Annotated in this window: 25 protein-coding genes and 1 pseudogene; 17 read left to right on the plus strand and 9 right to left on the minus strand. The window is 59.6% G+C overall.

Going from position 1 to position 24,894, the window contains the following annotated elements:
• The first annotated feature begins 102 nt into the window (after nucleotides 1–102).
• From HYE77_RS11830 to HYE77_RS11855, 6 genes are all read left to right on the plus strand, one after another.
• Entirely contained in the window at nucleotides 103–1,389 is a 1,287-nt protein-coding gene (locus tag HYE77_RS11830; protein WP_177068814.1) for an ABC transporter substrate-binding protein, read from the plus strand.
• An 88-nt stretch (nucleotides 1,390–1,477) separates the two neighbouring features.
• Nucleotides 1,478–2,386 (plus strand): carbohydrate ABC transporter permease, encoded by a 909-nt coding sequence (locus tag HYE77_RS11835; RefSeq protein WP_003213011.1) that lies wholly within the window; start codon nucleotides 1,478–1,480, stop codon nucleotides 2,384–2,386.
• Entirely contained in the window at nucleotides 2,379–3,224 is an 846-nt protein-coding gene (locus tag HYE77_RS11840) for a carbohydrate ABC transporter permease (RefSeq protein ID WP_003213012.1), read from the plus strand. Before HYE77_RS11835 ends, HYE77_RS11840 begins: the two co-directional genes overlap by 8 nt.
• A 2-nt stretch (nucleotides 3,225–3,226) precedes the next feature.
• The gene (locus HYE77_RS11845) at nucleotides 3,227–4,387 is read left to right on the plus strand and encodes an ABC transporter ATP-binding protein (RefSeq protein WP_003213014.1); all 1,161 of its coding nucleotides are present in this window, start codon (nucleotides 3,227–3,229) and stop codon (nucleotides 4,385–4,387) included.
• Between the two features lie 105 nt (nucleotides 4,388–4,492).
• Entirely contained in the window at nucleotides 4,493–5,839 is a 1,347-nt protein-coding gene (locus tag HYE77_RS11850) for a carbohydrate porin (protein WP_063027703.1), read from the plus strand.
• A 178-nt stretch (nucleotides 5,840–6,017) separates the two neighbouring features.
• Nucleotides 6,018–6,863 (plus strand): D-hexose-6-phosphate mutarotase, encoded by an 846-nt coding sequence (locus HYE77_RS11855; RefSeq protein ID WP_003213018.1) that lies wholly within the window; start codon nucleotides 6,018–6,020, stop codon nucleotides 6,861–6,863.
• Nucleotides 6,864–7,005: 142 nt separating this feature from the next.
• Here the strand turns inward: HYE77_RS11855 and HYE77_RS11860 are convergent, their stop codons facing one another.
• Complete coding sequence (locus HYE77_RS11860; RefSeq protein ID WP_173406104.1) at nucleotides 7,006–7,866, minus strand: MurR/RpiR family transcriptional regulator; 861 nt, start codon at nucleotides 7,864–7,866, stop codon at nucleotides 7,006–7,008.
• Between the two features lie 218 nt (nucleotides 7,867–8,084).
• Between HYE77_RS11860 and zwf the strand changes: the two genes are divergently transcribed.
• From zwf to HYE77_RS11875, 3 genes are read left to right on the plus strand one after another with little or no spacing between them, the layout of a single operon-like run.
• Nucleotides 8,085–9,551, plus strand: coding sequence for a glucose-6-phosphate dehydrogenase (zwf, locus tag HYE77_RS11865; protein WP_063027707.1), 1,467 nt, complete (start codon nucleotides 8,085–8,087; stop codon nucleotides 9,549–9,551).
• Nucleotides 9,538–10,251 (plus strand): 6-phosphogluconolactonase, encoded by a 714-nt coding sequence (pgl, locus tag HYE77_RS11870; RefSeq protein WP_087693179.1) that lies wholly within the window; start codon nucleotides 9,538–9,540, stop codon nucleotides 10,249–10,251. Before zwf ends, pgl begins: the two co-directional genes overlap by 14 nt.
• A 17-nt stretch (nucleotides 10,252–10,268) precedes the next feature.
• Complete coding sequence (locus HYE77_RS11875) at nucleotides 10,269–10,934, plus strand: bifunctional 4-hydroxy-2-oxoglutarate aldolase/2-dehydro-3-deoxy-phosphogluconate aldolase (protein ID WP_003213027.1); 666 nt, start codon at nucleotides 10,269–10,271, stop codon at nucleotides 10,932–10,934.
• A gap of 99 nt (nucleotides 10,935–11,033) precedes the next feature.
• Here HYE77_RS11875 and HYE77_RS32590 read toward each other — a convergent pair.
• The 3 genes and pseudogenes from HYE77_RS32590 to HYE77_RS11885 form a co-directional block, all read right to left on the minus strand.
• Nucleotides 11,034–11,141: pseudogene (locus HYE77_RS32590) on the minus strand (outer membrane lipoprotein carrier protein LolA); the annotation flags it as partial.
• Nucleotides 11,132–12,313 carry an aminotransferase class V-fold PLP-dependent enzyme gene (locus HYE77_RS11880; protein WP_177068815.1) on the minus strand — a complete coding sequence of 394 codons (1,182 nt, stop codon included), beginning with the start codon at nucleotides 12,311–12,313 and terminating at the stop codon, nucleotides 11,132–11,134. The pseudogene HYE77_RS32590 and the gene HYE77_RS11880, both read right to left, overlap by 10 nt.
• Nucleotides 12,314–12,325: 12 nt before the next feature.
• The gene (locus HYE77_RS11885) at nucleotides 12,326–12,562 is read right to left on the minus strand and encodes a DUF3820 family protein (protein WP_003213031.1); all 237 of its coding nucleotides are present in this window, start codon (nucleotides 12,560–12,562) and stop codon (nucleotides 12,326–12,328) included.
• Between the two features lie 206 nt (nucleotides 12,563–12,768).
• Here HYE77_RS11885 and HYE77_RS11890 point away from each other — a divergent pair, with 206 nt between their 5' ends.
• On the plus strand, nucleotides 12,769–13,236 hold the full coding sequence (locus tag HYE77_RS11890; protein ID WP_003213033.1) for a PA2169 family four-helix-bundle protein: 468 nt from the start codon (nucleotides 12,769–12,771) through the stop codon (nucleotides 13,234–13,236).
• Between the two features lie 55 nt (nucleotides 13,237–13,291).
• On the opposite strand, the gene HYE77_RS11895 is transcribed toward HYE77_RS11890, so the two are convergent.
• Both HYE77_RS11895 and HYE77_RS11900 read right to left on the minus strand, forming a co-directional pair.
• Nucleotides 13,292–13,762 carry a MaoC family dehydratase gene (locus tag HYE77_RS11895; RefSeq protein WP_003213034.1) on the minus strand — a complete coding sequence of 157 codons (471 nt, stop codon included), beginning with the start codon at nucleotides 13,760–13,762 and terminating at the stop codon, nucleotides 13,292–13,294.
• A gap of 58 nt (nucleotides 13,763–13,820) precedes the next feature.
• Nucleotides 13,821–14,765 carry an alpha/beta hydrolase gene (locus tag HYE77_RS11900; RefSeq protein WP_003213037.1) on the minus strand — a complete coding sequence of 315 codons (945 nt, stop codon included), beginning with the start codon at nucleotides 14,763–14,765 and terminating at the stop codon, nucleotides 13,821–13,823.
• A 209-nt stretch (nucleotides 14,766–14,974) separates the two neighbouring features.
• Between HYE77_RS11900 and fadD2 the strand changes: the two genes are divergently transcribed.
• Both fadD2 and fadD1 read left to right on the plus strand, forming a co-directional pair.
• Nucleotides 14,975–16,663, plus strand: coding sequence for a long-chain-fatty-acid--CoA ligase FadD2 (gene fadD2 / locus HYE77_RS11905; RefSeq protein WP_177068816.1), 1,689 nt, complete (start codon nucleotides 14,975–14,977; stop codon nucleotides 16,661–16,663).
• A 394-nt stretch (nucleotides 16,664–17,057) separates the two neighbouring features.
• On the plus strand, nucleotides 17,058–18,749 hold the full coding sequence (gene fadD1, locus HYE77_RS11910) for a long-chain-fatty-acid--CoA ligase FadD1 (RefSeq protein WP_003213041.1): 1,692 nt from the start codon (nucleotides 17,058–17,060) through the stop codon (nucleotides 18,747–18,749).
• A gap of 181 nt (nucleotides 18,750–18,930) precedes the next feature.
• On the opposite strand, the gene HYE77_RS11915 is transcribed toward fadD1, so the two are convergent.
• Nucleotides 18,931–19,308 carry a hypothetical protein gene (locus HYE77_RS11915; protein ID WP_003213043.1) on the minus strand — a complete coding sequence of 126 codons (378 nt, stop codon included), beginning with the start codon at nucleotides 19,306–19,308 and terminating at the stop codon, nucleotides 18,931–18,933.
• Between the two features lie 199 nt (nucleotides 19,309–19,507).
• Here HYE77_RS11915 and HYE77_RS11920 point away from each other — a divergent pair, with 199 nt between their 5' ends.
• From HYE77_RS11920 to def, 3 genes are all read left to right on the plus strand, one after another.
• Nucleotides 19,508–19,693 carry a CsbD family protein gene (locus HYE77_RS11920; RefSeq protein ID WP_003213044.1) on the plus strand — a complete coding sequence of 62 codons (186 nt, stop codon included), beginning with the start codon at nucleotides 19,508–19,510 and terminating at the stop codon, nucleotides 19,691–19,693.
• A gap of 181 nt (nucleotides 19,694–19,874) precedes the next feature.
• Nucleotides 19,875–20,819 carry a YihY/virulence factor BrkB family protein gene (locus HYE77_RS11925; RefSeq protein WP_003213047.1) on the plus strand — a complete coding sequence of 315 codons (945 nt, stop codon included), beginning with the start codon at nucleotides 19,875–19,877 and terminating at the stop codon, nucleotides 20,817–20,819.
• 3 nt (nucleotides 20,820–20,822) lie between these two features.
• Nucleotides 20,823–21,362 (plus strand): peptide deformylase, encoded by a 540-nt coding sequence (gene def / locus HYE77_RS11930; protein ID WP_003213049.1) that lies wholly within the window; start codon nucleotides 20,823–20,825, stop codon nucleotides 21,360–21,362.
• Nucleotides 21,363–21,498: 136 nt separating this feature from the next.
• On the opposite strand, the gene HYE77_RS11935 is transcribed toward def, so the two are convergent.
• Together HYE77_RS11935 and HYE77_RS11940 are read right to left on the minus strand one after the other, a co-directional pair.
• A complete protein-coding gene (locus HYE77_RS11935) occupies nucleotides 21,499–22,317 on the minus strand; it encodes a class I SAM-dependent methyltransferase (RefSeq protein ID WP_177027649.1) in 819 nt (272 codons plus the stop codon).
• Nucleotides 22,318–22,377: 60 nt separating this feature from the next.
• Nucleotides 22,378–22,815, minus strand: a complete 438-nt coding sequence (locus HYE77_RS11940) for a GNAT family N-acetyltransferase (RefSeq protein ID WP_177022250.1) — start codon at nucleotides 22,813–22,815, stop codon at nucleotides 22,378–22,380.
• A gap of 334 nt (nucleotides 22,816–23,149) precedes the next feature.
• Between HYE77_RS11940 and HYE77_RS11945 the strand changes: the two genes are divergently transcribed.
• Together HYE77_RS11945 and HYE77_RS11950 are read left to right on the plus strand one after the other, a co-directional pair.
• Nucleotides 23,150–24,091: a fatty acid desaturase gene (locus HYE77_RS11945; protein ID WP_177008471.1), complete on the plus strand. Its 942-nt coding sequence runs from the start codon at nucleotides 23,150–23,152 to the stop codon at nucleotides 24,089–24,091.
• A 9-nt stretch (nucleotides 24,092–24,100) separates the two neighbouring features.
• On the plus strand, nucleotides 24,101–24,880 hold the full coding sequence (locus HYE77_RS11950) for a phosphate/phosphite/phosphonate ABC transporter substrate-binding protein (protein WP_008431597.1): 780 nt from the start codon (nucleotides 24,101–24,103) through the stop codon (nucleotides 24,878–24,880).
• Nucleotides 24,881–24,894: the final 14 nt, after the last annotated feature.

The following is a 24,894-nucleotide window of genomic DNA, read 5'->3' on the forward strand; positions in this document are numbered from 1 at the left end:
TTGGCGTCCCTTTGTTACCTGCACCTGAAAAATCCCTGTTTAAACTCGTTTGCAGCGCAAGCACCGACTTGCATGCATAACAACAAGAAAAAAGGTACTCAGATGAAAGCGATCAGTCGCCTCGCCGTAGCTATTTCCGTTGCCTCGTTGTTTCCCCTCAGTGCTTTTGCCGCCGACTCGAAAGGGACGGTTGAAGTTGTGCATTGGTGGACCTCGGGTGGCGAGAAAGCGGCAGTAGATGTCCTGAAGGCCCAAGTTGAAAAAGACGGTTTCACCTGGAAAGACGGTGCCGTCGCCGGCGGTGGCGGTTCCACTGCCATGACCGTACTGAAAAGCCGCGCCGTTGCTGGCAACCCGCCAGGCATGGCCCAGATCAAAGGCCCCGACATCCAGGAATGGGCGTCCACCGGGCTGCTCGACACCGACGTCCTGAAGGTTCCCGCCAAAGAAGAGAAGTGGGATTCGCTGCTGGACAAGAAAGTCTCCGATACCGTGAAGTACGAAGGTGATTACGTGGCCGTGCCGGTGAACATTCACCGCGTGAACTGGCTGTGGATCAACCCGGAAGTGTTCAAGAAAGCCGGTATCACCAAGAACCCGACCACCCTCGAAGAATTCTACGCAGCGGGCGACAAGCTCAAGGCCGCGGGCTTCATTCCGCTCGCCCACGGTGGCCAGCCTTGGCAGGACAGCACCGTCTTCGAAGCGGTCGTGCTCTCGGTCATGGGGGCTGACGGTTACAAGAAAGCCCTGGTGGACCTCGACGAAAAAGCCCTGACCGGCCCTGAAATGATCAAGTCCCTGACCGAGCTGAAGAAAGTCGCGACCTACATGGACGCCGACGGCAAGGGCCAGGACTGGAACCTGGAAGCCGCCAAGGTCATCAACGGCAAGGCCGGCATGCAGATCATGGGTGACTGGGCCAAGAGTGAATGGACCGCCGCCAAGAAAGTCGCCGGCAAAGACTACGAGTGCGTAGCCTTCCCGGGCACCGACAAGGCCTTCACCTACAACATCGACTCCCTCGCAGCCTTCAAGCAGAAAGACAAAGGCACTGCTGCCGGTCAGCAGGACATCGCCAAGGTCGTGCTGAGCGAAAACTTCCAGAAAGTCTTCAGCATCAACAAGGGCTCGATCCCGGTTCGTATCGACATGTTGCAAGACATGGGCAAATACGGCTTCGACTCCTGCGCCCAGACTGCTGCCAAGGACTTCCTGGCGGATGCCAAGACTGGCGGCCTGCAACCAAGCATGGCCCACAACATGGCAACCACGCTGGCGGTACAAGGCGCGTTCTTTGATGTCGTGACCAACTACATCAATGACCCGAAAGCTGACCCTGCCGATACCGCGAAGAAACTCGCGGCAGCGATCAAGTCGGCCAAGTAACGGTTAGTACCGAATGGCCTTGTGGGGGGACCCCTAACCCCCACAAGGCCTGTTCCTGTAGTCCTTTTTCCCTGTACTGGATTTTCCCATGAGTTCTGTTGCTGTGTTCAGCAAAGCCTCGCCGTTCGATGCACTGCAGCGCTGGCTACCCAAACTGGTGCTGGCGCCGAGCATGTTCATCGTTCTGGTGGGCTTCTATGGCTACATCCTGTGGACGTTCGTGCTGTCGTTCACTAACTCGACTTTCCTGCCGACCTACAAGTTCGTAGGCCTGGCGCAATACGTGCGCTTGTTCGACAACGACCGCTGGTGGGTCGCGAGCAAGAACCTCGCGGTGTTCGGCGGCATGTTCATCGGCATCACCCTGGTGATCGGCGTGACCCTGGCGATTTTCCTCGACCAGAAAATCCGTCGCGAAGGTTTTATCCGCACCATTTACCTGTACCCGATGGCGCTCTCGATGATCGTCACCGGTACCGCCTGGAAATGGCTGCTCAACCCGGGCATGGGCCTGGACAAACTGCTGCGTGACTGGGGCTGGGAAGGCTTTCGCCTGGACTGGCTGATCGACCCGGACCGTGTGGTGTATTGCCTGGTGATCGCTGCTGTGTGGCAAGCCTCGGGCTTCATCATGGCGATGTTCCTCGCCGGCCTGCGCGGTGTTGATCAATCGATCATCCGTGCGGCGCAGATCGACGGCGCGAGCATGCCGCGCATCTACTGGAAAGTGGTGCTGCCAAGCCTGCGCCCGGTGTTCTTCAGTGCGGTAATGATCCTGGCGCACATCGCGATCAAGAGCTTCGACCTGGTGGCTGCAATGACGGCGGGTGGTCCGGGTTACTCCTCCGACCTGCCGGCGATGTTCATGTACTCCTTCACCTTCAGCCGCGGCCAGATGGGCATGGGTTCGGCCAGTGCGATTCTGATGCTCGGTGCGATTCTCGCGATCATCGTGCCTTACCTGTACTCCGAGCTAAGGACCAAGCGCAATGACTAGTCTTGCTGGCAAACCTGCCATCAGCCTGAGCCGCGTCGCGATATACGCGGTGCTGATTCTCGCTGTCCTGCTGTACCTGGTGCCGTTGGTGGTCATGTTGCTCACCAGCTTCAAGACCCCGGAAGACATCAGCACCGGCAACCTGCTGAGCTGGCCCACCGTGATCACCGGCATCGGCTGGGTGAAAGCCTGGGCCACGGTTGACGGCTACTTCTGGAACTCGATCAAGATCACCGTTCCGGCGGTACTGATCTCCACCGCCATCGGTGCGTTGAACGGCTACGTGCTGTCGATGTGGCGCTTCCGTGGTTCGCAGTTGTTCTTCGGCCTGTTGCTGTTCGGCTGCTTCCTGCCGTTCCAGACCGTGCTGCTGCCAGCCTCGTTCACCCTCGGCAAGATGGGCCTGGCCAGTACCACCACGGGCCTGGTGTTCGTGCACATCGTCTACGGACTGGCGTTTACTACACTGTTCTTCCGTAACTACTACGTCAGCATTCCCGATGCACTGGTGAAGGCGGCTCGCCTGGATGGCGCGGGGTTCTTCACGATCTTCCGCCTGATCATCCTGCCGATGTCGACACCCATCATCATGGTGTGCCTGATCTGGCAGTTCACGCAGATCTGGAACGACTTCCTGTTCGGCGTGGTGTTCTCCAGCGGTGATTCGCAGCCCATCACGGTGGCGCTGAACAACCTGGTCAACACCAGTACCGGGGTCAAGGAATATAACGTTGATATGGCGGCGGCGATGATCGCCGGGCTGCCGACCCTGCTGGTCTATGTGGTCGCAGGCAAGTATTTCGTGCGCGGCCTGACGGCCGGCGCGGTCAAGGGGTAATCATGGCAACGCTCGAACTTCGTAACGTAAACAAGACCTACGGTACCGGCCTGCCGGACACCCTGAAGAACATCGAACTGTCGATCAAGGAAGGTGAGTTCCTGATCCTGGTCGGCCCTTCGGGTTGCGGCAAATCGACCTTGATGAATTGCATTGCCGGCCTGGAAAACATCACCGGTGGCGCGATCATGATCGGCGACCAGGACGTCAGCGGCATGAGCCCCAAGGATCGTGACATCGCCATGGTGTTCCAGTCCTACGCGCTGTACCCGACCATGAGCGTGCGCGAGAACATCGAATTCGGCCTGAAGATTCGCAAGATGCCCCAGGCGGCGATCGATGAAGAAGTGGCGCGAGTGGCCAAGCTGCTGCAGATCGAGCACCTGCTCAATCGCAAGCCGGGCCAGCTCTCCGGTGGCCAGCAACAACGCGTGGCCATGGGCCGGGCACTGGCGCGTCGCCCGAAGATCTACCTGTTCGACGAACCGCTGTCCAACCTCGACGCCAAGCTGCGGGTCGAGATGCGTACCGAAATGAAACTGATGCACCAGCGTCTGAAAACCACCACCGTCTACGTCACCCACGATCAGATCGAAGCGATGACCCTGGGCGACAAAGTGGCGGTCATGAAGGACGGCATCATCCAGCAGTTCGGCACGCCGAAAGAGATCTACAACGACCCGGCCAACCTGTTCGTGGCGAGCTTCATCGGTTCGCCGCCGATGAACTTCATTCCACTGCGCCTGCAACGCAAGGACGGCCGCCTGGTGGCGCTGCTGGACAGCGGCCAGGCCCGCTGTGAATTGCCATTGAACATGAACGATGCCGGTCTTGAAGACCGCGAAGTGATCCTGGGCCTGCGCCCGGAGCAGATCGTGCTGGCCGCTGCCGAAGCCACCGGTGCGCCGACCATTCGGGCCGAGGTGCAAGTCACCGAGCCGACCGGTCCGGACACCCTGGTGTTCGTGCAAATCAATGACACCAAGGTCTGCTGCCGCCTGGCGCCCGATGTGGCGCCGCAAGTGGGCGAGACCCTGACCTTGCAGTTCGACCCGGCCAAGGTGTTGCTGTTCGACGCCAAGACCGGCGAGCGCCTGGGCACTGCCACCTCGTTGCCGGCACAGGATCGTGCGGACAACGTTGCTCAATTCAAGGGACGCTGAAGTTTCAAATGATGTGTAGGGGCTTTTGTGAGAGTCCTGCTCTCACAAAGAAGTAAACCGCGTTAGATAAAAACAGTTAATAACAATAAAGACGAGGATGTAGGGATGAAAAAGCACCACAACAACACCCGGCTGATCTGCCAACTGTCAGCAGCAGCCGCCCTGGTACTGTCCGCCAATGCGATGGCGGACGACGCGTTCAGCGCCGATTCCAAGTGGATGACCGGCGATTGGGGCGGCGAGCGTACCAAGCTGATCGAGCAAGGTATCGACATCAAGGCGGATTACGTCGGTGAAGTCGGTGGCAACCTCAGCGGTGGCTACAACAACGACAAGACTGCCCGTTACGCTGACCAGTTCGGTCTGGGCGTGGCACTGGACCTGCAAAAGCTGTGGGGCTGGGACAACACCCAGGCCAAGATCCAGTTGACCAATCGTAATGGCGCAAACATTTCCAACGACCGTATTGGCGACCCGCGTGCCGGCACCTTGAGTTCGTCTCAAGAAGTCGACGGCCGAGGCCACATGGTGCGTCTGACCCAGTTCTGGATTCAGCACCAGATGTTCGACAACAAGCTGGACGTGAAACTCGGTTACTTCGGTGAAGGCGAAGACTTCAACACCTTCCCGTGCGACTTCCAGAACCTGTCGTTCTGTGGCTCGCAGGTCGGTAACTATGTAAACACCTGGTACAACTGGCCCGTCAGCCAGGCGGCTATCCGCGTGAAGTACAACATCACGCCTGAGCTGTATGCGCAAATCGGTGCGTACAACCAGAACCCGTCGCAACTAGAGCACGGCAACGGCTTCAAGCTCAGCGGCAGCGGCACCAAAGGCACCGTATTGCCGGTTGAATTGGTCTGGTCGCCGAAGGTCAATGGCCTGCCGGGCGAATACCGTGTGGGTTACTACAAGAGCACCGCCGACGCTACCGACGTACGTGAAGACGTCAACGGTAACGATGCTGGAACCACGGGCGCAGCCTTCCGCGTTCGCAGCAGCAAAAGCGGTTACTGGGGCGTTCTGCAACAGCAACTCACCACCCACAATGGCGATGCTTCCCGCGGCTTGAACATTGCGGCCAACGTCACCTTCCACGACAAAGACACCAACCTGGTCGACAACTACCAGTCGCTGATGCTTGTGTATAAAGGTCCATTCGACGCACGTACAAAAGATGACGTGGGTATCGGTGTATCCCGTATCCATGCCAACAGTGACGTGAAGAAAAATGCTGAGTTGCTCAACGCGGCCGGCGGGTTCACGGATTACGACCAATCGGGTTACGCACCGCTGCGTAACACGGAGTACAACGTCGAACTCAACTACGGCTTCCACGTCACCAACTGGCTGACCGTGCGTCCTAACCTGCAATACATCGCCAACCCAGGTGGTGTTAAGCAAGTCGACAACGCGGTGGTAGCGGGCCTGAAAATTCAGTCTACGTTCTAACGTTGTTGCGATAAGCTCCTTCTCTCTGTGCGCATTTTGCGGGTAGCCATGGCTATCCGCTTTTTTTTGTGTGGGAGCTGGCTTGCCTGCGATGCGAGCCCCGCGGTGTATCTGCCACACCGAGGCGATGCCATCGCAGGCAAGCCAGCGCCTGCAAAGATATTCAGGACCGTGGCACATGCATGAGCATCCGCTGCAACGCTTTTTCAAATCCCTGCGCGAGCGGCCGGTATTCGCCTGGGAACGCTTCCAGATGCGCGATGTGCTGGTGATTGATCACCCGCTCTGCCAAGCGGTGTTCAGTCGTCAGGGCGCGCAATTGCTGCACTTTCAGCCCACGGGCCAGAAGCCCTGGCTGTGGTGCGCGGCCAAGTGGCCGCAGGTCGGCGCCATCCGTGGCGGCGTGCCGGTGTGTTGGCCGTGGTATGGCCGCCATCCCAGCGAAAACGCCTGGCCGTCCCATGGCTGGGCACGGCTGATCGACTGGAAGTTGCTGGACAGCAGCACCGACGACGACGGCGTGCGTTTGCACTGGCAATTGCAGCTATGCGACTGGCAGGTGGACCTGCATGCACACCTGGGGGAAACCCTGGAGCTGCGCCTGGCCACCGAGCACCAGGACGAGCTGCCGTGCCAATTGAGCCATGCTTTGCACGCTTATTGGCGGATTGGCAACGTTGGTGAGATAGCGCTGTCTGGGCTCGATGGCGCGCAGGGCTACGACCAGCTGAATCGTCAGGCGTGCCAGCAGGAAGGTGAGTTGCGTGTCGATGGTGGGTGTCAGCGGGTGTTCCAGCACGACGGCGAACTGCACCTCAAGGACCATGCCTGGCAGCGCGAATTGTGCATCGACACCGGCGAGAGTGCCGACACGGTGGTGTGGCACCCGGGGAGTCGACCGTTGCTGGGGGTGAGCTTCAACGAGGCTGCGGGGTTTGTGTGTGTGGAGTCGGCGATGGCTGCTGCGAGCCTGGCGCCGGGGGAGAGGGCGCATTTGAGTTTGCAGGCCAGGGCGGGGGCTTGATCCGGATGTTCCGGTGTTGCTGATGCCGCTTTCGCGAGCAAGCCCGCTCCCACATTAGACCGAGTTCCACTTTTGGAATGCAGTCGAAGGTGGGAGCGGGCTTGCTCGCGAAGAGGCCGGCACATTCACAGTAGATTCGGGCCTAGTTGAATTCATCCCCAACCGGATACCGGCTGTCGTTCAAGCTCTCTTTGATCTTGCGCAAGTGCGGCTGGAAATCCACTCCGCGACGCAAGGTCATGCCCGTCGCCAGTACATCCAGCACCGTCAACTGAATGATCCGCGAGGTCATCGGCATGTAGATGTCGGTGTCCTCCGGCAACGGAATGTTCAGGCTCACCGTACTGGCCTTGGCCAGCGGCGAATTTTCGGCGGTCACGCCCAGCACCGAGGCGCCGTTTTCCCGCGCAATACGTGCTACTTCCACCAGTTCACGGGTACGCCCGGTGTAGGAAATGATCACGAACAACTCCCCGGTGTGGGCCACCGAGGCGATCATCCGCTGCATCAGCACATCGGCGTGGGCCGTGACCGACAGGTTGAAACGGAAAAACTTGTGCAGCGCGTCCATGGCCACCGGCGCCGAAGCACCCAGGCCGAAGAAGTGGATCTGCCGAGCCTGGATCAGCAGGTCGACGGCCTTGCTGATCAGGTTCGGGTCCAGGGCCTGGCAGGCGCTGTCGAGGGACGCGATGGCACTGCCGAAGATCTTCTGGGTGTAGGCCTCCGGGTTATCATCGGCCTCCACCGCGCGGCTGACATACGCCGCGCCACTGGCCAGGCTTTGCGCCAGCTGCAATTTAAGTTCAGGGTAACCACTCACGCCGAACGAGCGGCAGAAGCGGTTCACTGTAGGTTCGCTGACCGAAGCGGCCTGGGCGAGGGCGGCGATAGAGAAGCGGGTCGCCTGCTGCGGGTTGAGCAGGATGACCTCGGCGACTTTACGTTCAGCCTTGTTCAGTTCTTCGAGGCGTTTCTGGATCTGTTCCAGTAGATTTCGCACGCGGTCCATTCATGTTTCCTTAGGGCGACGATGCAAATAAGGGTCGTCAACCAATCGACGAGCGGCCCTTTGCGGTGGCCTATCCTACTGAGGGTAGTTGAACACCACCACTCGGAATACGTTTTTCGGGAAAATGTTGTGGTTATTACTACATTTTTCCTTGAGTGATGCCTTAAAAAAAGGTATTTGTAGCTTAACTTGATAAAAGAACAAACATCATGCCTTCGATAACCGTAGAACCCTGCACCTTTGCCCTGTTTGGCGCCTTGGGTGATCTGGCGCTGCGCAAGTTATTTCCTGCCCTCTATCAACTCGATGGTGCGGGCCTGCTGCACGAAGACACGCGCATCCTGGCCCTGGCCCGTGAGGCCGGTTCCGAGCAACAGCACCTGGCCCACATCGAAAAAGAATTGCGCAGCTACGTTGGCAAGGAACTGGACGAAACCGTCGCCCAACGTTTCCTCGCACGCCTGACGTACCTGCATGTCGACTTCCTGAAGGCCGATGACTACGTCGCCCTGGCAGAGAACGCCGGCACTGAACAACGCCTGATTGCCTACTTCGCCACCCCGGCGGCGGTGTACGGCGCGATCTGCGAGAACCTGTCCAAGGTCGGCCTGGCGGAAAATACCCGCGTGGTCCTGGAAAAACCCATCGGCTCGGACCTGGATTCCTCGCGCAAGGTCAACGACGCCGTGGCGCAGTTCTTCCCGGAAAACCGCACCTACCGCATCGACCACTACCTGGGCAAAGAGACCGTCCAGAACCTGATCGCCCTGCGTTTTGCCAACAGCCTGTTTGAAACCCAGTGGAACCAGAACTACATCTCCCACGTGGAAATCACCGTGGCCGAGCAAGTAGGCATCGAAGGTCGCTGGGGCTATTTCGACAAGGCCGGGCAGCTGCGGGACATGATCCAGAATCACCTGCTGCAGCTGCTGTGCCTGATCGCCATGGACCCGCCGGCCGACCTGTCTGCCGACAGTATTCGGGACGAGAAGGTCAAGGTGCTCAAGGCCCTGGCGCCCATCAGCCCGGACGGCTTGACCACCCAGGTGGTGCGTGGCCAATACATCGCCGGCTACAGCGCCGGCAAGCCGGTACCGGGTTACCTGGAAGAAGAGAACTCCAACACCCAGAGCGACACCGAGACCTTCGTCGCCCTGCGTGCCGATATCCGTAACTGGCGTTGGGCCGGGGTGCCGTTCTACCTGCGTACCGGCAAGCGCATGCCGCAAAAACTGTCGCAGATCGTCATCCACTTCAAGGAACCGTCCCACTACATCTTCGCCCCCGAGCAGCGCTTGCAGATCAGCAACAAACTGATCATCCGCCTGCAACCGGACGAAGGGATTTCCTTGCGCGTGATGACCAAGGAGCAGGGCCTGGACAAGGGCATGCAACTGCGCAGCGGCCCGCTGCAACTGAATTTTTCCGACACCTATCGCAGCGCACGGATTCCCGATGCCTACGAGCGGTTGTTACTTGAAGTCATGCGTGGCAACCAGAACCTGTTTGTGCGCAAAGATGAAATCGAAGCTGCGTGGAAGTGGTGTGACCAGTTGATCGCCGGGTGGAAAAAGTCCGGTGATGCGCCCAAGCCGTACGCGGCGGGGTCCTGGGGGCCAATGAGCTCGATTGCACTGATCACGCGGGACGGGAGGTCTTGGTATGGCGATATCTGATTTGAAACTGCCTCAGGGCGTGACTGCCCATGAGTACCGCAACCCGGTGCTGCTGGCGGATGGCTTGGCCAATGACGTGGCCGAACAACTGCGCGCGGCCATCAGTGCCCGTGGCGAAGCGACCCTGGTGGTGTCCGGCGGCCGCAGCCCGGTGGCGTTCTTCCAGAACCTCGCCAAGCAAGGCCTGGACTGGTCCAAGGTGACCATCACCCTGGCCGACGAGCGCTGGGTGCCGGTGGAACATGCCGACAGCAATGCCGGCCTGTTGAAGAAGTATTTGCTGCAGGGCCCGGCGGCCAAGGCCAAGTTCCTGAGCCTGTACAGCGTCGCCGCCACCCTTGACGACGCTGCCGAGCAGGCCGATCGCCTGCTGGCCGAGTTGCCGACGATTGATGTGCTGGTACTGGGCATGGGCGACGACGGCCACACCGCGTCGCTGTTCCCCAACAGCCCGAACCTGGCTGAAGCGTTGAAGCCGGACGGCAGCCGTCGTTGCTGGCCGATGCTGGCGCCGACCGTGCCGCACCAGCGCCTGACCATGAGTCGCGCGCTGCTGGCCACCGCCCACTACACCGTGCTGTCGATTTCCGGCAGCTCGAAATTGACCACCTTGAGCGCCGCGCTGGCCAGTGACGACGTTGCTGCCATGCCGATACGCGCGTTTTTGCAACCTACTCTAGAGATTTACTGGTGCCCATGAGCCAAGGATCAGCCGCGATGAACAGCCCTCAACCTACCGTTTCCATGGCGGACAAAGTTGCCTTGATCGACAGCCTCTGCGCCAAGGCGCGGATCCTGCCGGTGATCACCATTGCCCGTGAACAGGACATCCTGCCGCTGGCCGATGCCCTGGCAGCCGGTGGTTTGACCGCACTGGAAGTGACCCTGCGTTCGCAGTTCGGCCTCAAGGCCATCCAGGTACTGCGTGAGCAGCGTCCGGAGCTGTGCACCGGTGCCGGTACCGTGCTGGATCGTCATATGCTGGAAGCGGCCGAAGTGGCCGGTTCGCAATTTATCGTCACCCCCGGGATTACCCGTGACCTGCTGGAAGCCTCGGTACACAGCTCGATTCCGCTGTTGCCGGGCATCAGCAATGCCTCCGGGATCATGGAAGGTTATGGCCTGGGTTATCGCCGTTTCAAGCTGTTCCCGGCTGAAGTCAGCGGTGGCGTGGCGGCGATCAAGGCCTTGGGCGGCCCGTTTGGCGAAGTGAAATTCTGCCCGACTGGCGGGGTTGGCCCGGCCAACATCAAGAGCTACATGGCGTTGAAAAATGTGATGTGCGTGGGCGGTAGCTGGATGCTTGATCCGGAATGGGTCAAGAACGGCGACTGGGCACGCATCCAGGAAACCACCGCCGAGGCGCTGGCCCTGCTGGACTGATTGGATTTACCGAATCGTTGTTGCTGTGTTCTACGGCATTTTTGCGGTGCACTTGGTCGGTGTACCGCTTTTTTTTGCCTGCGGAAAATGGCCCACTCCCACTGTAGGAGCGAGCTTGCTCGCGAAAAAACCGAGAGCACCGCTGGGTGTCAGGTTTCCCGTGTCATCGTTAACGACCTTCGCGAGCAAGCTCGCTCCTACAGTGATATCGCGCTCAGTTCGGTGATGGCTTTGATCAGCACATGAATGTCCGCCGCTGACGTCAAAAAGCCTGGTGTCACCCGAATACAACTGCCGAACGACGCCCCGCTGCGGGTTGTGGTGAAGAGGTCGTATTCCTTGAGCAGTCGGTCCGCCATCACCTGCTGATCCGGCTTGTCAGTGAACTTGAACGACGTAATCGCGCAATACAGCCGTGGGTCGTCCGGCGTCAGCACTTCAATCCCCGGCAACTGCCGCACCTCACTCACCCACAAATCCCGCAGGTAATTAAGGCGGGCGCCCTTGGCTCTGGATCCACCCAGCAAACGATGCTCTTCGAACACCAGCGGCAAGGTCATCAACGCCGGGAAATTCGGCGTGCTGTACGGCGTGCGGGCACGTACATCGGTCACCGGATAGTGAAACTCACCCATGTCCGGATCAATGTCCGCCAGCCGTTGCGGGTCGATATAAATAAAGCCCAGGGTCAACGGCGCACCGATCCACTTGTGCAGGTTGAAACCGGCAAACGCGATACCCAACTGCGCCAGGTTGAACTCGATCTGCCCCAGCGCATGGGCGCCATCGAGGATCACATCAATTCCATGTTCCCTGGCAGCGCCGGCAATCGCCTCCACCGGCATCACCAGCCCGGTGCGGTGAGTCACGTAGGTCAGTGCCAGCAGTTTCAGGCGGGGATAGCGCAGGAACGCATCGCGATACGTCTGCACCAGGCTGTCGAAACTGGCCGGGTGTTCGTGGGCAATCTCGATCACTTCTACGCCACGATTCTGCGCCAGCCAGCGCATGGCGCCCTTGACGGTGTCGTACTCCAGGTCGCTGATCAGCACCTGGTCGCCGGGCTGCAAGCGGTTGTAGTTGCGGATCAGCGACTGCAACGCATCCGAGGCGCAGCGGGTGAGGGCGATGGCTTCAGGATCGGCGTCCATCAACTGCGCCAACTGGTTACGGATCTCGACGTTTTCGCCCTGCTCGAAACGCTGGCGCACATGGATAGAGTTGCTGCGGTTGATGAAGGCGACGTTGTCCTGATACTGCTCAAGTACCGCGCGGCTCATGCGCCCGAAGTAACCGTTTTCGAGGTTGATCGGGCCGGGCTCCAGGTCGTAGCGCTGGGCGATGGCGTGCCAGTGTTGTTCGTCGCGGGTACTGTCCATGTGCGTGCTCTATTAATGACGAGGGGCGGGCTTGCCGTGCTTGGCGCGCAGGGGTTCCAGCAGTTCGGATAAACCGTTGTGGTCGATTTCCTGCATCAGGGCCAGCAACCCGCCCAGTTCACCATGGGGGAAACCTTCACGGGCGAACCAGTTCAGGTAGGGGCCGGGCAAGTCGGCAATGATCCGGCCCTTGTACTTGCCGAAGGGCATTTCGCGGGTGATCAGCAGTTCAAGTTTTTCAGGGTTCATTGCGGCTTCAGGTGTTTGAGTCGATGCCTTGGAAAATACAGGCATTCTGCATGGAGGCCAAATGACAGATCATGCAAATAAAGCGGATACAGATTTTTGTGTATTGGCTAACTTATTGAAATTTAAGTAATAAATTGTTTTTCAAAAGCTGGCACGGGCGCTGCAATTACTAATACACGTTTCTTAACCCGCGAAGGAATTGAAAAATGACTGATATCAACAAAGAATCGATCTCCGTACTCAACGACCTGATCGAGACCAGCAAAGACGGCCAGGAAGGCTTCAAGACCTGCGCAGAAGACATCAAGCACCCAGAACTCAAAGCCCTGTTTGCCAAACGTTCCGTTGATTGCGGTACCGCCGCTGCCGAACTGCAGACCGCAGTAAGAGCACTGGGTGGCGATCCGGAAGATTCCGGTAGCGTCGCCGGTGCCTTGCACCGTGGTTGGGTCGACGTGAAGTCGATGGTGACCGGTAAAGACGAAGAAGCCGTGCTGAACGAAGCCGAGCGCGGTGAAGACCACGCACTGAAGGCTTACAAAGAAGCGATCGAGAAGATCAACAAGCACAACCTGCTGGGCATTCGTGACCTGGTAGAGCGTCAGTTCCACGGCGCGCAACGCAACCACGACCAGGTGAAAGCCCTGCGTAACCAGGCTCGCGCTCAGTCTTGAGCCCCGCCTGAATAAAAAAGCCCCGCAGATGCGGGGCTTTTTCATGGGCGTTCGTTCAACCGATGCTGATGGCCGGCAGTTCGGTCAGGGTCACGGTCTGCTGCTTGCGTGGCGCGAGGATCTCGGCTTCGCCATCCACCACCAGTTCATCGCGCTGGTTGAATACGCGGGTGGCGATACGCACGCGGAATTTCGGCAGCTTCTCGAGGATTTCCAGACGCACGGTCAGGGTGTCGCCGATTTTGACCGGCTTCTGGAAGGTCATTTGCTGGCCGATGTATATCGTGCCGGGCCCAGGCAACTCGCACGCAACCGCCGCGCTGATCAGGGCGCCGCTGAACATGCCGTGGGCAATGCGCTCCTTGAACATGGTCGCCTTGGCGAATTCGGCGTCCAGATGCACCGGGTTGTGGTCGCCGGACATTGCCGCGAACAACTGGATATCGCGCTCTTCGACGGTCTTGCTGTAGCTGGCGGTCTGGCCGACTTCGAGGGCTTCGTAAGGCGTGTTGGTAACCTGGGTCATCAGTTGGTGCATCCTGTGGCTAATCAGAAATCTTAATATATTGATTTTAAACGAAAAATCATTCGCAGCGAGTAGGGCGGCGCAGCACTGCTGCCTGGGCCAGCCACGTCAGCACGTCGGCTGTGACCGCATCACGGTTGGTTTCGTTGAATAATTCGTGGCGCGCCTGTGGGTAAATGCTCAGCTCCAGGTGCTGGCAGCCGGCTTCACGCAACGCATTGGCCAGACTTTTGAGACGCTTGCCTTCACTGACCGGATCACATTCACCGCCCATTATCAGGATCGGCAGCCCCGGGTCTATCTGAGCGAGATTGGACGCTTTGCTGATTTGCTGCAAGCCGCCCAGCAGGTCGATCCACAGCTGGTTGGTGCAACGGAAGCCGCAAAGCGGGTCGCTGACGTACTTGTCGACCTCGGCCGGGTCACGGCTGAGCCAGTCGAAAGCGGTGCGATTGGGTTTGAACGCCTTGTTGAACGATCCAAATGACAGGAAATCAATCAGCGCACTGCGCCCGCGCAACCCCTGGCGCAGGCGTTCGACATGGGCAATCACCTTGGCCGCGCCGTACAGCGCCACCGGCTGGAAATTCGAGCCGCTGAGAATCGCCCCGTTAAGGCTCGCGCTGTGGTGCAGCAGGTACGCCTGGGCAATGTAGCTGCCCATGCTGTGGCCCAGCAGGATGATCGGCACCCCCGGCGCTTGCTGGCCGATATGCTGGTTGAGGCTCGCCAGGTCGCCCACCACCTTGTTCCAGCCGTCTTTCTCGGCGAACAGCCCCAGGGTGCCCTCGTCGGCGGTACGCCCGTGGCCGCGCTGGTCGGGGGCGTACAGGCCGTAGCCGGCATCGCACAACGCCTGGGCCAGGCGGGCATAGCGGCCACTGTGCTCGGCCATGCCGTGGGCCAGCATGATCAGCGCCTTGGGCGGCCCGTCCGGCAGCCACTGGTTGACGTACACCCGACTGCGGTCATTCGCGGTCAGCCAGAAAGTGGTGTGGTTCATGGCGCTTCCTTTGCTCAGTGTCGTTGCAGTGTATAGCTCATTCACCGCAGGCCGCTGGATCAGCGCTGGCCTTGGCGGGGAGATTCACACAATCAATGACGCATCTTGTTGTATTTGCCTGATTGACCATAGCTGCTAACGTCCCCAAAGCTCCGCTTTCATCGCAACATCAAAAGCGGCCGGACCACTCAGGTAAGAGGACAAGAATAATGCAACCTGATTTCTGGAATGACAAACGCGCAGCCGGGGTTCCCAACGAGATCGACCTCACAGCCTATAAATCGGTGATCGAAGTCTTCGAGCGTTCCTGCAAGACCTTTGCCGATCGTCCGGCGTTCAGCAACATGGGGATCACCCTGACCTACGCCGAGCTGGATCGGCGCAGCGCCGCGTTCGCCGGTTACCTGCAGTGGCACACCGACCTCAAGCCGGGTGACCGCATTGCCGTGCAGATGCCCAACGTCCTGCATTATCCGATTGCCGTGTTCGGCGCCCTGCGCGCCGGGCTGATCGTGGTCAACACCAACCCGTTGTACACCCCGCGGGAAATGCGTCACCAATTCAAGGATGCCGGCATTCGTGCGCTGGTGTACCTGAACCTGTTTGGCTCGCGTGTTGAAGAAGTCAGCAAGGACACCGAGATCGAATACCTGATCGAAGCGAAGATGGGCGACTTCATGCCCGCTGCCAAGGGCTGGCTGATCAACACCGTGGTCGACAAGGTGAAGAAGATGGTCCCGGCCTATCACCTGCCGCAAGCCATCTCCTTCAAGCGCGCCCTGCGCATGGGCGCCGGCCAGGCACTCAACCGCCATCCGGTGACCCTCGACGACATCGCGGTGCTGCAATACACCGGCGGCACCACCGGCCTGGCCAAGGGCGCAATGCTTACCCACGGCAACCTGGTGGCCAACATGCAGCAAGTGCGGGCGTGCATGTCGCAACTGGGGGACGACGGCCATCCGCTGATCAAGGAGGGGCAGGAGGTGATGGTGGCGCCGCTGCCGCTGTACCACATCTATGCCTTCACCGCGAATTGCATGTGCATGATGGTATCGGGCAACCACAACGTACTGATCACCAATCCCCGGGACATTGGCGGCTTTATCAAGGAGCTGAAAAAGTGGCGCTTCACCGGGCTGCTGGGGCTCAACACCCTGTTCGTGGCCTTGATGGACCACCCGGACTTCAAGAGCCTGGATTTCTCCCACCTCAAGCTCACCAACTCCGGCGGCACCGCACTGGTCAAGGCCACGGCCGAGCGCTGGCAGCAACTGACCGGCTGCGCGATTGGTGAAGGCTACGGCTTGACCGAAACCTCACCGGTGGCCAGCACCAACCCCTATGGCGGCAAATCGAAGCTGGGCACCGTGGGCATTCCGGTGCCGGGCACGGCGATGAAGATCATCGACGACAACGGCGCGGAGCTGCCGCTGGGCGAGCGGGGCGAGCTGTGCATCAAGGGCCCGCAAGTGATGAAGGGCTACTGGCAGCAACCGGTGGCGACCGCCGAGACCCTGGACGCCGAAGGCTGGCTCAAGACCGGCGATATCGCGGTGATCGACCCGGACGGCTTTGTGCGCATCGTTGATCGCAAGAAGGATCTGATCATCGTCTCGGGGTTCAACGTGTACCCCAACGAGATCGAAGACGTGGTGATGGCGCATCCGGCGGTGGCCAGCTGCGCGGTGATCGGCGTACCGGACGAGCGTACCGGCGAGGCGGTGAAGCTGTTTGTGGTGGCCCGTGCCCAGGGCGTGAGCCTTGAAGAGCTGAAGACCTACTGCAAGGCCAACTTCACCGGCTACAAGGTGCCCAAGCATATTGTGTTGCGTGAGTCGTTGCCGATGACGCCGGTGGGCAAGATCCTGCGGCGCGAATTGCGCGACATAGCCTGATTTGAAATAAGGTCAAAAAATGTGGGAGCGGGCTTGCTCGCGAAAGCGGTGTACCAGTCGACATATCCTGTGACTGACACTGCGCTTTCGCGAGCAAGCCCGCTCCCACATTTGGTTTTTATTCATTCAGTTTAAATGCGTAGAAGCCCATTCCAGAGCCCTTTCTTGGCTTATAGAATCTTTGCTCTAAAAATGACCATTAGATATTCTTGAGTCATGTTTATGACCGTAGGGGCCTCTTTTGGCTCTAGGCGGCCCTTGGCAAAGCTGCTACTCTCGGCGCGCTTTGTGACCTCTTGGCCTGCTTTTAACCGCCAGACTCACCCAAAAACAAACAAATAATAATCGCATCAAATGCGATGAATGAATTCGCGTCGCTGAGGAGTGGGCTTCCATGATCGAAGACTTTTGGAAGGATAAGTACCCCGCCGGGATTGCTGCAGAAATCAATCCAGACGAGTATCCGAATATTCAGGCGGTACTGAAGCAGTCCTGCCAACGCTTCGCCAACAAACCGGCTTTCAGCAACCTGGGCAAGACAATCACCTACGGTGAACTGTACGAACTGTCCGGCGCCTTCGCCGCTTACCTGCAACAGCATACCGACTTGCAGCCCGGTGATCGAATCGCCGTGCAACTGCCCAACGTCCTGCAATACCCGGTCGCCGTGTTCGGCGCCATCCGTGCCGGCCTGATCGTGGTCAACACCAACCCGCTGTACACCGCGCGGGAAATGGAACACCAATTCAACGACTCCGGTGCCAAGGCCCTGGTCTGCCTGGCCAACATGGCGCACCTGGCTGAAAAAGTCGTGCCCAAGACTTCCGTCAGGCACGTGATCGTCACCGAAGTCGCCGACCTGTTGCCGCCGCTCAAGCGCCTGCTGATCAACAGCGTCATCAAGTACGTGAAGAAGATGGTCCCGGCCTATCACTTGCCCAAGGCGATCAAGTTCAACGACGTATTGGCCAAGGGCCACGGCCAGCCGGTGAACGAAGTCAGCCCCGCCAGCGACGAAGTCGCCGTGCTGCAATACACCGGCGGCACCACGGGCGTGGCCAAGGGCGCGATGCTGACCCACCGCAACCTCGTCGCCAACATGCTGCAGTGCAAGGCGCTGATGGGCTCCAACCTGAATGAAGGTTGCGAGATCCTGATTACCCCGCTGCCGCTGTACCACATCTATGCCTTCACCTTTCATTGCATGGCGATGATGCTGATCGGCAACCACAACATCCTGATCAGCAACCCGCGCGACCTGTCGGCGATGGTCAAGGAACTGTCGAAGTGGAAGTTCAGCGGCTTTGTCGGCCTGAACACCCTGTTTGTTGCCCTGTGCAACAACGACGCCTTCCGCAAGCTGGATTTCTCGGCGCTGAAGGTCACCCTGTCAGGCGGCATGGCCCTGCAACTGGCGGCGGCCGAGCGCTGGAAAGCGGTCACCGGCTGCTCCATCTGCGAAGGTTACGGCATGACCGAAACCAGCCCGGTGGCCACTGTGAACCCGATCCAGAACATCCAGATCGGCACCATCGGCATTCCGGTGCCGTCGACCCTGTGCAAGGTCATCACCGATGACGGCGTCGAGCTGGCACTGGGTGAAGTGGGCGAGTTGTGCGTCAAGGGCCCGCAAGTGATGAAGGGCTACTGGCAGCGCGAAGACGCCACCGCCGAGATCCTCGACAGCGAAGGCTGGCTGAAGACCGGTGACATCGCGATCATCCAGCCGGATGGCTACATGCGCATTGTCGACCGCAAGAAGGACATGATTCTGGTCTCCGGTTTCAACGTCTACCCCAACGAGCTGGAAGATGTGCTGGCGACCCTGCCGGGCGTGCTGCAATGCGCGGCCATTGGTGTGCCGGACGAGAAGTCCGGGGAACACATCAAGATCTTCATCGTGGTCAAGCCGGGTGCCAGCCTGACCAAAGACCAGGTGATGGAGCACATGCGCGCCAACGTCACCGGCTACAAGGTGCCCAAGGCCGTGGAATTCCGCGATGCGCTGCCGACTACCAACGTGGGCAAGATCCTGCGGCGTGAGTTGCGGGATGAAGAACTGAAAAAGCTGGGTTTGAAGAAGTAAATCGGCCCCAACAAAAAGCCCCGCAGATGCGGGGCTTTTTATTGAACGCTGATCCGGCCACTTGGAATGCAATCCAAATGTGGGAGCGGGCTTGCTCGCGAAAGCGGAGTGTCAGTGACATATCGGTGACTGACACACCGCTTTCGCGAGCAAGCCCGCTCCCACAGGTTTTACCGTATTCCTACAGTGCGAACTGCGCGAAGCTCACACCGGCACCGGCCGGGCGTACGTCCTTGAGGAACGAGTCCTTGTCGGCACTCAGCTCCAGGGTAATCTCCGGCTTGCGCTTGCCGGCATTGCGCACCACCAGGCCTTCCAGCTTCTCGCGCAGAAACACCGTTGGCACCTTCAGGTGCAGTAACTGGTCGCTCTCGGCGTTGTGCATCAACAAGTGGATCCACTCGTACTGGCCCACGGCAATCCGGCCCACCGGCAGGTCGAACCACCAGATGTTGCGTTTGCGGTCCAGGTCGGTGAAGTGGCAGTTGTTGACACCGAGTACGGCACCGCCCAGTTCCTGGTTTCTGCGGGCAATGGCCTGTGCTTTATTGAGTTTCATAACCTTCCTACGGGATCTGTTACCCAGCGCTTGCGCCTGGATGTGCCCGGCATTCTCGTGGGTTGGCCGCAAAACATAAAGCCAAACCTGTACGGCGCGATGAAATGCCGCTGAAAAAATAATTGAAACTCTCTGGAAAGGCCAAGGGTCAACGTTTACGTAGTGACCAAAATCCTTGATTGTTCCCAGGAGAAATACCATGAGTAGCACATCGGATAAGGCAAAAGGTTTGGCGAACGAAGCCGTAGGCAACATCAAGCAAGGTGTTGGCAAAGTCACCGGCAACGACAAGTTGCGGGCTGAAGGCGTGGTTCAGGAAAAGAAAGGTGAAGTGCAAAAAGCAGTCGGCGACACCAAGGACGCAGTAAAGAAAGCGGTCAAATAGTCCCGACCTGGCTGCCTGCACTCCAGCAGCCCGACGGCCATCCACGGATGGCCGTTTTTGTGTCACCTGCAGTGATTAAAGTTTGGAAATTGTTTCAAGGTCGCCAAATAAGCTACCTTGATGTAGAAAACGGCCCCTGAGTCGCCCACGAACTCAACTTTTTGCGGCGAAAGGAGACGCTATGATTTTTCCGGTATTACAAGGCTTGCCCCTGCACAAAGTGCTGGTGCGCACTGTCACAGAGTTCCTCGATGACGAGATGCCTACGTACGCCTCGGCGCTGGCCTACCAGATGCTGTTCTCGCTGTTTCCCTTCCTGCTGTTCCTGATTGCCCTGATCGGTTTCCTGCACCTGCCGGACTTCTTCACCTGGCTGCGCATGCAATCGGAACTGGTATTGCCGCCCCAGGCCCTGGAGCAGGTCAACCCGGTGATCGACCAGTTGCAGCAATCCAAGGGTGGCCTGTTGTCGGTGGGTATCGTGATCGCGCTGTACACCGCCTCGGCGGGTGTGCGCCTGATGATGAGTGCGATGAATGCCGCCTATGACGTGGTGGAAGGCCGACCGATCTGGAAGCGCTTCCCGCTGTCGATTTTCTACACCGTAGGCTTCGCCGGCATGCTGTTGGCCGCCGCCGCCTTGATGGTGCTCGGGCCGCAGGTGATGGAATGGCTGGCGGGGCAGATCGGCATGCAGGAATTCGTGGTCACGCTGTGGACCATCCTGCGTTGGCCGCTGATCGTCATCCTGTTGATGTTCTCCGTGGCGTTGATGTACTACGTGATGCCTGACGTGAAGCAGAAGTTTCGCTTCATCACACCGGGATCGGTGCTGGCGGTGGTGGTCTGGATCGTCGCTTCCCTGGGTTTTGGCTACTACGTCAAAACCTTTGCTGACTACAACGCCATGTATGGCAGTATCGGCGCGATCATTGTGCTGCTGTTGTACTTCTACATCTCGGCTGCCGTGCTGTTGCTGGGGGCGGAGATGAACGCGGTGATCGAACACATGTCGGCCGAAGGCAAGGATCCTGGTGAAAAGGACTTTGGCGAGCACGACGAAAAAAAGCATGTCTCAGGCCTTGGCCGCGACCCTTCCCTCAAGCCCACTACCGATGAAGTCTGATCGATGATCCGTGAAATCCTGAAAATGGGCGATGAGCGCCTGCTGCGTATTGCCCCGCCGGTTCCGCCGGAAATGTTCGACAGCCCCGAGCTGTGGCAGTTGATTGATGACATGTTCCAGACCATGGAACACGTCGGCGGCGTCGGCCTGGCCGCACCGCAGATTGGAGTTGACCTGCAACTGGTGATCTTCGGTTTCGAGAGCAGCGAACGCTACCCGGACGCGCCCGCCGTGCCCCAGACCATCCTGATCAACCCGCTGATCACGCCGCTCAGCCCGGTGCTGGAAGAAGGCTATGAAGGGTGCCTGTCGGTGCCGGGCTTGCGCGGGGCCGTGGACCGTTACCAGCAGATTCGCTACGAAGGGTTTGACCCCAAGGGCGAGCCGATTGTGCGGATTGCCGAAGGCTTTCACGCACGGGTGGTACAGCACGAGTGCGATCACCTGATCGGCCGGCTGTACCCGTCGCGGATTACCGATTTCAGCAAGTTCGGGTTTATCGAAGTGATGTTCCCGGATATGGATCCCACCGCAGACGAATAACCCTCAGGCAAAACACACCTCAAACTGTGGGAGCGGGCTTGCTCGCGAAAGCGGAGTGCCAGTCACCGAAGATATAGACTGATCCACCGCATTCGCGAGCAAGCCCGCTCCCACATTTGTTCTGCGTGCATTCAGCTTATTTTGCGGGCTTCACAAACCGCAACGTCATCCGGTCCGACTCACCAATCGCCACATACTTCGCCTTGTCCTTTTCCCCCAACGTCAACGCCGGCGGCAAGGTCCAGACCCCATCCGGGTAGTCCTTGGTATCTTTCGGGTTGGCATTCACCTCGCTCTGCCCCTCAAGCTTGAACCCCGCATCCGTCGCCAGTTTCACCACATACGCGGTGGTCAGGTAACCGCTGTGCTTGATGTCTTCCAGCGACGCCCCGTCCTTGGCCCGGTGATCCACCACCCCCAGCACGCCGCCCGGTTTCAACACCTTGAAGAACGCCTCGAACATCGCCGGCGCCGTATCCGCCATCACCCAGTTATGCACGTTGCGAAAGGTCAGCACGGTGTCGGCCGAGCCAGGCTTGCCCAGCACCGGAGCCTTGGGGTCGAACTCGGCGAAGCCGGCCTTGGAATAATGCACCGGGTCTGCGGCGAATTTCTTTTTCAGGTTTTCTTCTGATGTACGCGCGTAGGCACTGCTGTTCGGCGCCTGCACGGCAGCAATGTAGTGGCCGTTATCCTTGAGCAGCGGCGCCAGCAGCTCGCTGTACCAGCCACCACCGGGGGTGATTTCGATCAGGGTCTGGTCGGCCCGCAGGCCAAAGAACTCCAGGGTCTGCTGCGGGTGACGATACCCATCACGCGCGCTGTTGGCCGGCACGCGCCAACTGCCGGCGAGCACGGTTGCATACTGCTCGGCGGAAACCGGCGCTTCGGCTGCCTGGCTCAAGGCCGGGGCGAGGAGGGCTGCAAGGGATAAGGCTGCAAGGGTCGCTTTCATGATCATCCTGTAATGGGCCGCTGGTGCCGCCGAGGCTAGCATGGGGCCCACAACGGCTGATCACACTTTATTGAAGGTCGACCTCACCAACGGTTCTAAGCCCATGGCGATCATCGGCTTGTTGCGTTTGTAGCGCACCAGGCGCTCCGACAAGGACTGCGGCAGCAACGTGTCCTGGGTAAAACCCAGGCGTTGATAAAAGCCTTCCAGGTCCGGATGGCACAGCAGCCACACCGTGCCTTCAACGCTTGCGACCGAGGCGCGAATCAATTGCGCCGCCAGCCCCTGGCCACGCAGCGCCGGGTCGACAAACAGCCCGGTCAACCACTGCCCACCCACCACCGGCGTCAGGCACAGGCCCGCGACAATCTCGCTGCCCCTGGCCACCCACAACTGGCCACCCTTGAGGGCCTTCATCGGTGAGTTATGGCTGCGATAGAACTTGTTCAGCAGCGGCCACAACGGCTCTGCCAGTCGGTCGATGTGCAACTCGGGCATGGTTTTCAAACACGCGAATCCAGGGGGTGCAGATTATAAGTCGGGCAAAGCGCCTTCTGTTGGGCAATCGGTGTTATACCCAGTGTTACATCCCCTGTAAGTGGAGCACGCATCATGGCCAAAGGTCTGAATTCCAAGAAAGCTGACAAGAAGAAACCGGCAAAGACCGCCGATGAAAAACGCGCCGAGAAAAAGGCCAAGAAAACCGACAGCAACCTGTTCGGTCATTAAGTTCTAAGCTAAGCACCAAACGATCTGCAAGATTTTCCCGCCCCATTGCACAGAGCAGGATGAAGCCGACTTTTTCGTCGGCCACGCCTGCCCTGAGCTGCCGATGTCCAACTACCTTGATGAAACCCAGCGCCGGGAAATCGAAGCCCTGGCCCAGACCTTTACCGCCCGCACCGAGTGGCCGACCTGGCTGCTGTTGATCGGCGTCTATGCCGGCTGGTTTGCGGTGATCCTCGCCAGCCGCTGGCTTGGCCTGTGGCTGAGTACCGCACTGTTGATCCCGCTCGTGACGCTGTGGATGTCCCTGCAACACGAACTGCTGCACGGCCATCCCACCCGCTTCACTGCTTTGAACAAACTCCTCGGCTACGCACCGTTTGCCGTCTGGTACCCCTACACCCTGTACCGCAACTGCCACCTGGTGCACCACAACGACGAAGACCTGACGGTGCCCGGTGTCGACCCGGAAAGCCGCTACCTGAATCAGCGGCAGTGGGACGACAGTTCGCTGTTCGAGCGCACCTTGCATTGGCTGACCAAGACCGTCCTGGGGCGCTTCCTGTTGGGTTCGCCGCTGGCGCTGTGGAAGCTGGCGCGCAACGAGGTCAGACGCCTGCGCAAAGGCCAGCGCCAGGCGTGGCTGATGTGGCTGAGCCATGGCACCGTGACCGTGCTGATGCTGACCTTCATCGCCCACTACAGCGTGCTGCCGGTGTGGCACTACGTGGCGCTGGTCAGCGTGCCGGCCTTGTCGGTGGCGGCGATCCGTTCCTACTATGAGCATCGCCCGCACCCACAACCGGAACAGCGCACGGTGCTTAACGAAGCCGCCTGGCCGTGGACCTGGCTGTTCCTCAACAATAACCTGCACCTGGTGCATCACGACTTGCCGAAGCTGCCGTGGTATTTGCTGCCCACCGTGTACCGCGCGCGCCGCGAACAATGGGTGGCGCGCAGCGGCGGGTTCCTGGTGCAGGGTTACGGCCAGTTGATCGGCCGTCACGGGCTCAAGGCCATCGACAGCCCACGGCACCCCTTTGCTTGAGAGACGACCATGAGTGACCGCTACGCCGAACTGCTGATGTACGTGGCGCCGCAGCAGGTGCAACAGGCCAATGAGCGCTGGCTTTCGCGCATCCTTGAGCGCCTGGGCGCGACCCGCCGCAAGGCTGATCATCTCGACCTGCGCAGCCTGTGGCGCGCCCCGCAATTGCTGCTGACGCAAACCTGCGGCTACCCGCTGATGACCGAGCTGCGCGGGCAAGTCCAGGTGATTGGCCGCCCGCGCTACGAATTGCCCCATAGCAGCGGCGGCCAGCATTGCAGCCTGCTGCTGACCCGCGACGACAATCCCCGCGTTGCCTTGGCGGACTTCCAAGACAGCCGCGGTGTGATCAACGGCCATGACTCCAACAGCGGCATGAACCTGCTGCGCGAACGCCTGGCGCCGCTGCAGCAGGGCGGTCGGTTCTTTGCCGAAGTCGGCATCAGTGGCGCCCATCGCGAAAGCCTGCGCTGGCTGCGGGAAAACCGCGCCGACCTTGCCGCCATCGACAGCGTGACCTACGACTACCTCGCCCGTTTTGCGCCAGAGGAAGTGGCCGGGCTGAGGATCGTCACCCGCAGCGCGCCCAGCCCGACGCTGCCTTACATCAGCGCGCCGGGCTCAAGTGAACACCTGCGGGAGGTCATGAACCTGGCCTTGCAGGATCTGCCCGAAGTGGTGCAAACCCTCGGCGTACACGAAGTGCTGCCCGCCACCGAAGCGGATTACCAGGTGCTGCTGGATTACCGGCAGCAGGCTGAAGCCTTGGGTTATCCACGCCTCCAATGATCGTTCCCACGCTC

This window comes from Pseudomonas sp. IPO3774 (assembly GCF_013386835.1).
Classification (GTDB): Bacteria; Pseudomonadota; Gammaproteobacteria; order Pseudomonadales; family Pseudomonadaceae; genus Aquipseudomonas.

What these genes read in the sequence shown, in the direction of transcription:
- HYE77_RS11915 (WP_003213043.1), bottom strand. Translation starts at nt 19,308, where the DNA reads ATGAAACTCAATAAAGCACAGGCCATTGCCCGCAGAAACCAGGAACTG.
- zwf (WP_063027707.1), top strand. Translation starts at nt 8,085, where the DNA reads ATGCCTTCGATAACCGTAGAACCCTGCACCTTTGCCCTGTTTGGCGCC.
- HYE77_RS11925 (WP_003213047.1), top strand. Translation starts at nt 19,875, where the DNA reads ATGATTTTTCCGGTATTACAAGGCTTGCCCCTGCACAAAGTGCTGGTG.
- HYE77_RS11935 (WP_177027649.1), bottom strand. Translation starts at nt 22,317, where the DNA reads ATGAAAGCGACCCTTGCAGCCTTATCCCTTGCAGCCCTCCTCGCCCCG.
- HYE77_RS11830 (WP_177068814.1), top strand. Translation starts at nt 103, where the DNA reads ATGAAAGCGATCAGTCGCCTCGCCGTAGCTATTTCCGTTGCCTCGTTG.
- HYE77_RS11900 (WP_003213037.1), bottom strand. Translation starts at nt 14,765, where the DNA reads ATGAACCACACCACTTTCTGGCTGACCGCGAATGACCGCAGTCGGGTG.
- HYE77_RS11845 (WP_003213014.1), top strand. Translation starts at nt 3,227, where the DNA reads ATGGCAACGCTCGAACTTCGTAACGTAAACAAGACCTACGGTACCGGC.
- HYE77_RS11855 (WP_003213018.1), top strand. Translation starts at nt 6,018, where the DNA reads ATGCATGAGCATCCGCTGCAACGCTTTTTCAAATCCCTGCGCGAGCGG.
- HYE77_RS11880 (WP_177068815.1), bottom strand. Translation starts at nt 12,313, where the DNA reads ATGGACAGTACCCGCGACGAACAACACTGGCACGCCATCGCCCAGCGC.
- HYE77_RS11945 (WP_177008471.1), top strand. Translation starts at nt 23,150, where the DNA reads ATGTCCAACTACCTTGATGAAACCCAGCGCCGGGAAATCGAAGCCCTG.
- HYE77_RS11940 (WP_177022250.1), bottom strand. Translation starts at nt 22,815, where the DNA reads ATGCCCGAGTTGCACATCGACCGACTGGCAGAGCCGTTGTGGCCGCTG.
- fadD1 (WP_003213041.1), top strand. Translation starts at nt 17,058, where the DNA reads ATGATCGAAGACTTTTGGAAGGATAAGTACCCCGCCGGGATTGCTGCA.
- def (WP_003213049.1), top strand. Translation starts at nt 20,823, where the DNA reads ATGATCCGTGAAATCCTGAAAATGGGCGATGAGCGCCTGCTGCGTATT.
- HYE77_RS11875 (WP_003213027.1), top strand. Translation starts at nt 10,269, where the DNA reads ATGAACAGCCCTCAACCTACCGTTTCCATGGCGGACAAAGTTGCCTTG.
- HYE77_RS11840 (WP_003213012.1), top strand. Translation starts at nt 2,379, where the DNA reads ATGACTAGTCTTGCTGGCAAACCTGCCATCAGCCTGAGCCGCGTCGCG.
- fadD2 (WP_177068816.1), top strand. Translation starts at nt 14,975, where the DNA reads ATGCAACCTGATTTCTGGAATGACAAACGCGCAGCCGGGGTTCCCAAC.
- HYE77_RS11885 (WP_003213031.1), bottom strand. Translation starts at nt 12,562, where the DNA reads ATGAACCCTGAAAAACTTGAACTGCTGATCACCCGCGAAATGCCCTTC.
- pgl (WP_087693179.1), top strand. Translation starts at nt 9,538, where the DNA reads ATGGCGATATCTGATTTGAAACTGCCTCAGGGCGTGACTGCCCATGAG.
- HYE77_RS11895 (WP_003213034.1), bottom strand. Translation starts at nt 13,762, where the DNA reads ATGACCCAGGTTACCAACACGCCTTACGAAGCCCTCGAAGTCGGCCAG.
- HYE77_RS11920 (WP_003213044.1), top strand. Translation starts at nt 19,508, where the DNA reads ATGAGTAGCACATCGGATAAGGCAAAAGGTTTGGCGAACGAAGCCGTA.
- HYE77_RS11950 (WP_008431597.1), top strand. Translation starts at nt 24,101, where the DNA reads ATGAGTGACCGCTACGCCGAACTGCTGATGTACGTGGCGCCGCAGCAG.
- HYE77_RS11890 (WP_003213033.1), top strand. Translation starts at nt 12,769, where the DNA reads ATGACTGATATCAACAAAGAATCGATCTCCGTACTCAACGACCTGATC.
- HYE77_RS11835 (WP_003213011.1), top strand. Translation starts at nt 1,478, where the DNA reads ATGAGTTCTGTTGCTGTGTTCAGCAAAGCCTCGCCGTTCGATGCACTG.
- HYE77_RS11850 (WP_063027703.1), top strand. Translation starts at nt 4,493, where the DNA reads ATGAAAAAGCACCACAACAACACCCGGCTGATCTGCCAACTGTCAGCA.